The organism is Streptococcus sp. HMSC071H03 (assembly GCF_001813035.1).
In the GTDB taxonomy this organism is placed as follows: domain Bacteria; phylum Bacillota; class Bacilli; order Lactobacillales; family Streptococcaceae; genus Streptococcus; species Streptococcus anginosus.
Map to the genome: position 1 here is coordinate 63,115 of NZ_KV811140.1, position 8,679 is coordinate 71,793.

General features: G+C 38.2%; 9 protein-coding genes. 6 read left to right on the forward strand and 3 right to left on the reverse strand.

The window, feature by feature from the left end; all coding sequences use genetic code 11:
• The 4 genes from dltA to dltD all read left to right on the forward strand — a co-directional run.
• Positions 1–975 (forward strand): D-alanine--poly(phosphoribitol) ligase subunit DltA (gene dltA, locus HMPREF2887_RS00325; RefSeq protein ID WP_148131467.1); only part of this gene is annotated, 975 nt, incomplete at its 5' end.
• A complete protein-coding gene (gene dltB, locus HMPREF2887_RS00330) occupies positions 972–2,216 on the forward strand; it encodes a D-alanyl-lipoteichoic acid biosynthesis protein DltB (RefSeq protein WP_021002224.1) in 1,245 nt (414 codons plus the stop codon). The genes dltA and dltB, both read left to right, overlap by 4 nt.
• Positions 2,217–2,231: 15 nt before the next feature.
• Positions 2,232–2,471 carry a D-alanine--poly(phosphoribitol) ligase subunit DltC gene (dltC, locus tag HMPREF2887_RS00335; RefSeq protein ID WP_003026725.1) on the forward strand — a complete coding sequence of 80 codons (240 nt, stop codon included), beginning with the start codon at positions 2,232–2,234 and terminating at the stop codon, positions 2,469–2,471.
• The gene (dltD, locus tag HMPREF2887_RS00340) at positions 2,464–3,732 is read left to right on the forward strand and encodes a D-alanyl-lipoteichoic acid biosynthesis protein DltD (protein WP_003026724.1); all 1,269 of its coding nucleotides are present in this window, start codon (positions 2,464–2,466) and stop codon (positions 3,730–3,732) included. Before dltC ends, dltD begins: the two co-directional genes overlap by 8 nt.
• A 128-nt stretch (positions 3,733–3,860) precedes the next feature.
• On the opposite strand, the gene HMPREF2887_RS00345 is transcribed toward dltD, so the two are convergent.
• Positions 3,861–4,685, reverse strand: a complete 825-nt coding sequence (locus HMPREF2887_RS00345) for a Cof-type HAD-IIB family hydrolase (RefSeq protein ID WP_084740309.1) — start codon at positions 4,683–4,685, stop codon at positions 3,861–3,863.
• Between the two features lie 252 nt (positions 4,686–4,937).
• On the opposite strand from HMPREF2887_RS00345, the gene HMPREF2887_RS00350 reads away from it, so the two are divergent.
• On the forward strand, positions 4,938–5,522 hold the full coding sequence (locus HMPREF2887_RS00350; protein ID WP_021002222.1) for a DNA-3-methyladenine glycosylase: 585 nt from the start codon (positions 4,938–4,940) through the stop codon (positions 5,520–5,522).
• 66 nt (positions 5,523–5,588) lie between these two features.
• Here the strand turns inward: HMPREF2887_RS00350 and HMPREF2887_RS00355 are convergent, their stop codons facing one another.
• Positions 5,589–6,758 carry a CynX/NimT family MFS transporter gene (locus tag HMPREF2887_RS00355; RefSeq protein ID WP_021002221.1) on the reverse strand — a complete coding sequence of 390 codons (1,170 nt, stop codon included), beginning with the start codon at positions 6,756–6,758 and terminating at the stop codon, positions 5,589–5,591.
• Positions 6,759–6,822: 64 nt separating this feature from the next.
• The gene (locus HMPREF2887_RS00360) at positions 6,823–7,344 is read right to left on the reverse strand and encodes a TetR/AcrR family transcriptional regulator (protein WP_021002220.1); all 522 of its coding nucleotides are present in this window, start codon (positions 7,342–7,344) and stop codon (positions 6,823–6,825) included.
• 170 nt (positions 7,345–7,514) lie between these two features.
• On the opposite strand from HMPREF2887_RS00360, the gene HMPREF2887_RS00365 reads away from it, so the two are divergent.
• Positions 7,515–8,384, forward strand: coding sequence for a cation diffusion facilitator family transporter (locus HMPREF2887_RS00365; RefSeq protein WP_021002219.1), 870 nt, complete (start codon positions 7,515–7,517; stop codon positions 8,382–8,384).
• Positions 8,385–8,679: the final 295 nt, after the last annotated feature.

Here is an 8,679-nt window from a genome sequence, read left to right on the forward strand (position 1 = left end):
CAAATGTTGGCGCAGCCACCTTATTCTTTTGACTTATCGGTTATGTATTGGGCGCCAACCTTAGCACTTGGAGGCACACTTTTTGCGGTTCCGTCTGCCATTACGCAAGATTTCAAGCAGTTATTTGAAACTATCTTGAATTTGCCGATTGCCATTTGGACATCAACACCGTCTTTTGCAGATATGGCGATGCTGTCTGAGGATTTCAATGCTGAAAAAATGCCAGGCATTACGCATTTCTACTTTGACGGAGAAGAATTGACGGTTAAAACGGCTCAAAAATTGCGTGACCGTTTTCCAAATGCACGTATTATCAATGCTTACGGTCCGACAGAAGCAACTGTGGCTCTATCTGCTGTTGCTATAACGGATGATATGCTGACAAATATGAAACGCTTGCCGATCGGCTATACCAAAGCGGATTCTCCAACTTTTGTGATTGATGAAGACGGAAACAAACTGCCGAATGGTGAGCAAGGAGAAATCATTATATCTGGACCAGCTGTATCAAAAGGCTATATGAACAATCCAGAGAAAACAGCCGAAGCATTTTTTGAGTTTGAAGGGTTACCAGCTTATCATACAGGTGATGTTGGTACTATGACAGATGAAGGTTTACTGCTTTATGGCGGTCGTATGGATTTCCAAATCAAGTTCAACGGTTTTCGTATTGAATTAGAAGATGTTTCCCAAAACCTGAACAAGTCTCAATATGTGGACTCAGCTGTGGCTGTACCGCGTTATAATAAAGATCATAAAGTACAAAACCTTCTAGCCTATGTCATCCTGAAGGACGGGGTTAAGGAACAATTTGAGCGTGAGATTGACATCACCAAAGCTATCAAAGAAGATTTGCAAGATATTATGATGTCTTATATGATGCCTTCCAAATTCCTTTATCGGGATTCCTTGCCATTGACACCAAATGGTAAGATTGATATTAAAGGTTTGATTAGCGAGGTCAACAACCGATGATGGATTTCATAAGACAGCTTCCTCACTTGGAACCGTACGGGGATCCGCAGTATTTTGTTTATATCATTTTAGCCGTTTTGCCAATCTTTGTTGGTTTATTCTTCAAAAAAAGATTTCCCATTTACGAAGCTCTGGTCAGCTTTGCTTTTATCATTTTTATGCTGACTGGACCAAAGTTAACGCAAATTTATGCGCTACTGTTTTACGTTATTTGGCAGATGATTTGGGTTTGGTCTTATAAAATTTATCGAAAAACGGGAGATAGCAAATGGATTTTCTATTTGCACATTGCTTTGTCTATCCTGCCGCTTTTCTTTGTAAAGGTAACGCCGGCTATTTATGGTCATCAATCATTATTGGGCTTTTTAGGAATTTCCTACTTAACTTTCCGTTCAGTAGGAATGATGATTGAGCTTCGAGATGGTGTGCTCAAAGACTTTAGTTTATGGGAATTTTTACGTTTCATGCTCTTTATGCCAACTTTTTCAAGTGGGCCGATTGATCGTTTTAAGCGGTTCAATCAAGATTATGAAAATATCCCTGAGCGTGATGAATTGTTGGATATGCTTGAGAAATCAGTGCATTATATCATGCTAGGTTTCCTATATAAGTTTATTTTAGCACATATCTTCGGCTCTATGATATTACCGCCTTTGAAGCAGTACGCATTACAAATGGGTGGTTGGTTTAATCTACCAACGCTAGGAGTAATGTATATCTTTGGACTGGATTTGTTCTTTGACTTTGCCGGCTATTCAATGTTTGCCCTTGCTATTTCCAATCTAATGGGAATTAAAAGTCCGATTAACTTTAATAAGCCTTTTATTTCGCATGATTTGAAAGAATTTTGGAATCGTTGGCATATGAGTTTATCATTTTGGTTCCGTGACTTTGTCTTTATGCGTCTGGTTACAGTACTTATCCGAAACAAAGTTTTTAAAAATCGGAATACCACTTCAAGTGTAGCTTATATCATCAATATGCTAGTCATGGGCTTTTGGCACGGAGTCACTTGGTATTATATTGCTTATGGACTCTTTCACGGTCTAGGACTCGTTATCAATGATGCTTGGGTGCGAAAGAAGAAGATCATCAATAAAGAGCGGAAAAAGAAGAATTTGCCACCATTCTCAGATAACACATGGACACAAGCAGTGGGGATGTTTATCACCTTTAATGTTGTAATGTTTTCATTCTTAATCTTCTCAGGATTTTTGAATGACTTATGGTTTAAAAAATAAAAAAGGAGTTCTCTAATGGACGTAAAAGCAGAAGTATTAGAAATTATTGATGATTTATTTATGGAAGATGTATCAGACATGATGGACGAAGATTTGTTTGATGCAGGAGTTCTGGACAGTATGGGAACGGTTGAATTGATTGTTGAATTGGAAAACCGTTTTGACATTCATGTTCCCGTCTCAGAATTTGGTCGTGATGATTGGAATACTGCTAATAAAATTATTGAAGGCGTAACGGAGCTGCGCAATGCTTAAACGATTGTGGCTCATTTTAGGCCCAGTTTTCTGCGCCCTTTTGATGGTGGTGGCTTTACTATTTTTCTACCCAACCAAGCAACAACATGATTACCAAGCTGAAAAGCGCTCAGCTGTTACTTTGACGGCGGGAAGTTTCAAGGGAAGAACGCAAAAAGTACGTGCTTTGACAGATAAGAAGCACCGCTTTGTTCCTTACTTTGGTTCAAGTGAATGGCTGCGCTTTGACAGCATGCATCCTGCGGTTTTGTCAGAAAAATATAAGCGTAATTATCGTCCGTATTTTTTAGGACAACGAGGAGCCGCATCTCTTACGCAATATTTTGGCATGCAGCAAATGCTTCCGCAGTTAAAAAATAAGCCAGCTATCTATGTTGTCTCTCCCCAATGGTTTACTAAAAAAGGCTACAGTCCAGCAGCATTTCAACAATATTTCAATAGTGATCAATTGACTAGTTTCTTGCGCCAGCAAGAAGGAGACATTGATGCTCAATATGCGGCGAAGCGCCTCCTGCAACTGTATCCTACGGTGGCTATGAAAGACAATGTAAAAAAAATAGCTAATCATCAGAAACTGTCAAACTTTGACAAACAGTACATCCGTCTTATCAGCCGTTTAAATAAACGTGAGGATGCCCTTTTCAGTTCTCTTTTTACCGAACGTAATGAGAATTATGAAAAATTGGTACAGCCTCAAATTAAGCGTTTGCCAGACAAATTTTCTTATCAGGATTTGGAAGAATTTGCGACAAAAGATGCTCAAAGAAACACGACTAATAATGATTTAGGAATTGATAATAAATTTTATAAGCATCGCTTGCGGAAACGTATTAAAAAGTTTAAAGGAAAGCAAGCAAAGTTTTCTTATACCAAATCTCCCGAGTATAACGATTTACAACTTGTTTTGAAGCAATTTGCCAAGTCAAAAACGAATCCAATCTTTGTTATTCCCCCTGTCAATGCAAAATGGATGGCCTATACTGGTTTGAGTCAAGAAAAGTATCAACAAGCGGTGAAGAAAATTCGTTATCAGTTGGAAAGTCAAGGTTTTACCAATATCGCGGACTTTTCAAACGATGGTGGGAAGCCCTACTTTATGCAAGACACCATTCACATGGGCTGGCTTGGCTGGCTGGCGTTTGATAAGGCCGTCAATCCCTTTATTTCCAATCCTAAGCCTGCTCCGACTTACCAGATGAATGATCGATTCTTCAGCAAAGAATGGGCAAATTATGACGGAGCAATTGAGAATTTTAAATAAGAAAAAGAAAACACGAACACAAATTAACTAGTTGGTTGCTAGTTTGCTTGTCCGTGTTTTTTTATATGGGGAACTAGAGAATTTTATGAATCTGTCAGCTTTTCTATTGTATTTTGGCAAGATAGCTGTTAATCCAAGACGTATTGCTCAATTGCTTGAGCGACACCATGATTATTATTGGTGTGGGTAACGGCTGCAACCTGCTCTTTGACTGCTTTAGGAGCATTTCCCATAGCCACCCCTAATCCGGCCAATTTCAGCATGGGGAGGTCGTTGAAGTTATCACCAATTGCCATGACTTGCTGGAGAGAAATGTGATAAAAATGAGCAATCTCTTGAAGAGCATTTTCCTTAGAAACCTGTTTAGCTGTAACTTCTAGATAATTCTCTTTTGAAAGATAAAAGGCTGTTTTAGGAAAATTTGTGTTTTGCAGATAGTCGTGAAGATTTTGGATGGTGGCTGCTTCACCTATCAGAAGAAGTTTGTGAATAGAAGCACGATCTTCTACAACAGAGACTAGAGATTGAAGGATGGGATTTTCACCGGTAATATCTGCTTCCTCCTGAACCCATTTGTCAATCTGTTCAGCAAACCAATCCTTTCCTGAATAGAGATTGATAGCTACAGCTGGAAACTTCTCTTGGACGAACTCTAGCAGACAACGAACTTCTTTTTTATCCAAAGCGTGTTCCATTAAAACCTCATAATTCTGAGGATTTCCTTTGATGACAAGAGCGCCATTGTAGCAAGCCAATGGATTGTCAATGAGACCAAGCTGCTGTGCGATTGGCTCCATGCCAAGTGGTGAACGTGCAGATGCCAACACAAAAGGAACTCCTTTTTCTTGCAAAAGAGGAAGCTGTATTTTTAGCTGATAATCAACTTGGTGTTGGTCATTTAAAATAGTACCGTCAATATCGCTTATGACAAGGCGGATAGGTCGTTTGTTCATAAAATTTTGTCCTTATAAGCATGATATCATTGTGGGTTGATAACCAGAATGTTCATTTTTCTTCTTTGTTATTATTTTAACATAAAAAAGATTTTTTGAAAGCGGTTTAGCTATTTTCTATTAAGACAAATTTAAGCAAAACAAGGTATATTATAACTAATCCTAAAAAACTTTTTTCATCATAATCTCCTAAACAAAAAAGCAGTCTTTCTCGATTGCTTTTTTGTATGGAATTCATGTTATAATGAAATCATGTTATCAAAAGAATTTAAACACATCATGCAGACAGATACAGTCGCAACGGCTAAGTCCTTGTTAGGTATGCAATTGTGCTTAGACGGACAAGTGTTGGGACGAATTGTTGAGACAGAAGCCTATTTGGGAGCTAAAGATAGTGCTTGTCATAGTGCGCATGGTAAACGAACACCGAAAAACGAGTCTATGTATTTATCTGCTGGACACTGGTATGTCTATCAAATCTACGGGCATCAAATGCTGAATTTAGTCACAAGGGCTGAGAATGTCGCAGAAGCCATCTTGATTCGAGCCTTGGAATTACCAGACGGTACATTGCTTGCCAATGGCCCAGGAAAATTAACTAAATTTGCAGGGATTACCAAGGAATTTGATGGTCAAGGTTTGACCACTTCAAGATTGCAATTGGTAGAAAATGCTGTCCCGTTTCAAATTGGCTCGCGCTCTCGAATTGGCGTGACTTGCACAGATGAATGGCGAGCTGTGCCTCTAGGCTTTTATGTTATGGGCAATCGGCACGTTTCTAAAATTTCGAAGGTAGGTTTATTGCCAGATGCTAAGACATGGAAAATAGATAATTAAAAAAACAGAGTGGAGAAAAGAGCCCAACAACTGAAAAAGGTTCACTCTCCATTCTGTTTTTGATTTTTATAAAATTTTATCAGATTTTTCTACATAAAAGAGGGCAATAATCATAATGATTGTAAGAATGAGCAAGACACATACAGCAGGTAGCCAAGAATGGAAGAAATCGGCACTATAACCAAATAGAGCTGGTCCAAAAGCGGCTAGTAAATAACCACCTGTTTGTGCTAAGCCAGATAGCTGAGCAGTTTGTTCAGGGCTACTCGTTTTTGTTGAAAAAGTAACCATAAGATATGGGAAAAGAGCACTCACAGCTGACCCAATAAGGATATTGGCAATAAGCCAATAAAAGAAATCATTCGTTTGGATTAAGAGCATGCTAATACCAAGGACACCCGCAGCAGAGATAATTGCTAACATTATCATACGATGACGAGGAGACAGCCGTGTTGTCAAGCTAGGAATGGTCATTGAAAAAGGTAGGCTAATCAAGTTAAAGACAGAGGCTAGAACTCCAGCAGAAGCATTTGAAATGCCAGCTTGCGTTGCCATAGTTGGTAGCCAGGTTAGGCAAGTATAAAAAAGCAATGATTGCAAGCCACCAAAAATAATAATAGCCCAAACTTTTTTATTTTTCCAGATAGAGTTACCTTGTTGCTCTTTATTTTTGTTCACTAAGAAATGGTTATAAGATGTATTTGGTAGCCAAATCAAAAATGCTAAAAGACAAACCATTGTCAAAAAAAGAACAAGACCTTGCCATGAAGTTGCTTTTGTTATCGGCACTGCAATAGAAGAAGCAATAGCAGTCGATAACCCCATAGAGGTTACATACATTGTCGTTAAAAGCCCAATCCGATACGGTTGGTTGGCTTGAATGACGCTTGGCAGTAATACGTTAAGCACCGCAATGGAAGCTCCAATGAGAATGGTTCCTATATAAAGAAGTGGTAGATTAAAAATCCGAATCAAAGAGCCAATGGTAAGAAGGGCAAGGACAAGAGTAAAAAGCCGTTCAAGCCCAATTTTGCTCGCCAAACGCGCCGAAAATGAAGAGCAGAGAGCAAACATGATTAAGGGCAGACTGGTCAAAAGACCGAGGGAATTAACTGAAACATGAAGCCCGTTGGCAATGTCTGTTAAGACAGTTGGAAGCGTTGTAAAGGGCGTCCGCAAAGCGACACCCATCATGATAATTCCTGGTAATAAAAAGATAGAATGTTGTTTTTTCATAAATTCTCCTAGAAAGGTTCTTAAAAAATTATACCATAGAGATAGCCAAAATTATAGTCCTATATTAGTGCATTAGCTCAAGATAGTAGGCTGTAATAGTGGCTTCGTCGATTTTATTTCGTTGTCCCAACCACCAAGTAACTGTTTCAATAAAAGTTGTCGTGACATAGTTTTTTAAAAATGGCTCTGGTAAATCAGACTTTTGTGCCAATAACTTTTCGCGAATGAGAGGAAAAAGATAATGCTCTAGCTCTAATTTTAAACGATTGATAAAATAAATATTTTTAGATAATAATAAAGTGGCTATTTTATCTTGGTTTTTCCTGAAATGGTAAAAAATATGAGCTGTTGCGTCAAAAAGTTCGCTTGCTTGGTAGCGCTCAACAAATGTATGTTGGAACAAATCTTGGCACATTTCTTCAAGTAGTGCTTCTTTTGTCTCAAAATGAGCATAGAAAGTCGACCGACCGACATCTGCAAGGTCAATGATTTCTTGAACTGTGAGGGACTCATAGCTTTTTTGATTCAAAAGAGTGAGAAAAGCCTGATAAATGGCTGCGCGTGATTTTTTAACTCGTCTATCCATCGTTTCCGAACAAATCTCCTTAAATGTACACTATCAAACGAAGCATTAGATTTGTTTCTTGTTTCCTCCGTTAAAATAGTAGATAATATAATTGAACAAAGTGTTTTGTTTTGAATACATTATACAATAAATAAAATCAAATCTCAATGTGCGATTAGAAGGAGGCAATAATGAAATCAAGTAAAAATGTCTGGATTGCATTTCTGTTAAATTTTTCTTTTGCAATTATTGAATTTACCTTTGGTGTTCTTTTTAATTCTAGTGCTGTGCTAGCAGATGCGGTGCATGATACGGGTGATGCCTTAGCGATTGGCTTGTCGGCGTTTTTTGAAAAAATTTCCAATAGACGAGGTGATAGAAACTATACATTAGGCTATAAACGGTATAGTTTACTGGGAGCCATGTTGACCTCTACCATTTTGATAGTGGGCTCTATTCTTATTTTGGTTGAAAATGTTCCCAAGCTATTTGCGCCTGAACGGGTAAATTACGACGGTATGCTTATCTTGGGAATTTTTGCAATTGTAATCAACTTTGCAGCCAGCAGGGTGGTTAGTCATGGACATACGCACAACGAATCCATTCTGAGTCTGCATTTTCTAGAAGATATTTTAGGCTGGTTGGCTGTGATCTTTGTATCCTTTATTCTTCGTTTTACAAACTGGTATTTCCTTGACCCATTGCTTTCACTCATCATTTCAACCTTTATCTTGAGTAAAGCACTACCAAAGTTTTGGGAAAATGTTCAAATCTTTCTTGATCACGTACCGAGCGATGTAAATCTGAATGACCTTTATGCAGAAATTCAAACAATCGAGAATATCCAAACAGTCACTCAGCTAAATGTTTGGACAACCGATGGACTAGAAAAATTTGCGATGATTCATATTTGCATGAAACATCCCGAACAACAAGCAGAAACTCAGCAGCTCATTCGCCAACATCTCAAAATGTATGGAATTACAAAAGTAACCATTCAGACAGACGAAAGTTTAGATGAGCACGAAGAATGCTGTATTGGTGGAGAGAATGAGGAATGAGGAGAAAAAAATGGAGCATTCCGCTGTTAAGGAGTTGTTGAAAAGTGTTAAATCTGTTATTAACAAGTTTGAAAAAGAAGACAGCTGAAACCATTATTTCTTGAACATCGAAAAAATAGCTCAGGTTGTCATAGAGATAAGAAACTGCTAAAATATGAGTAGGAAGAATTTAACGAACAGAACCCTTTTGTCAAAGGTTTCTACAAACATATGGGATTTGAAGCGTATAAAGGAATAGTACGTGATGAATAAGGGAATCCCTTGCAACATAGTCAAGTAAATGGACACACTTTTT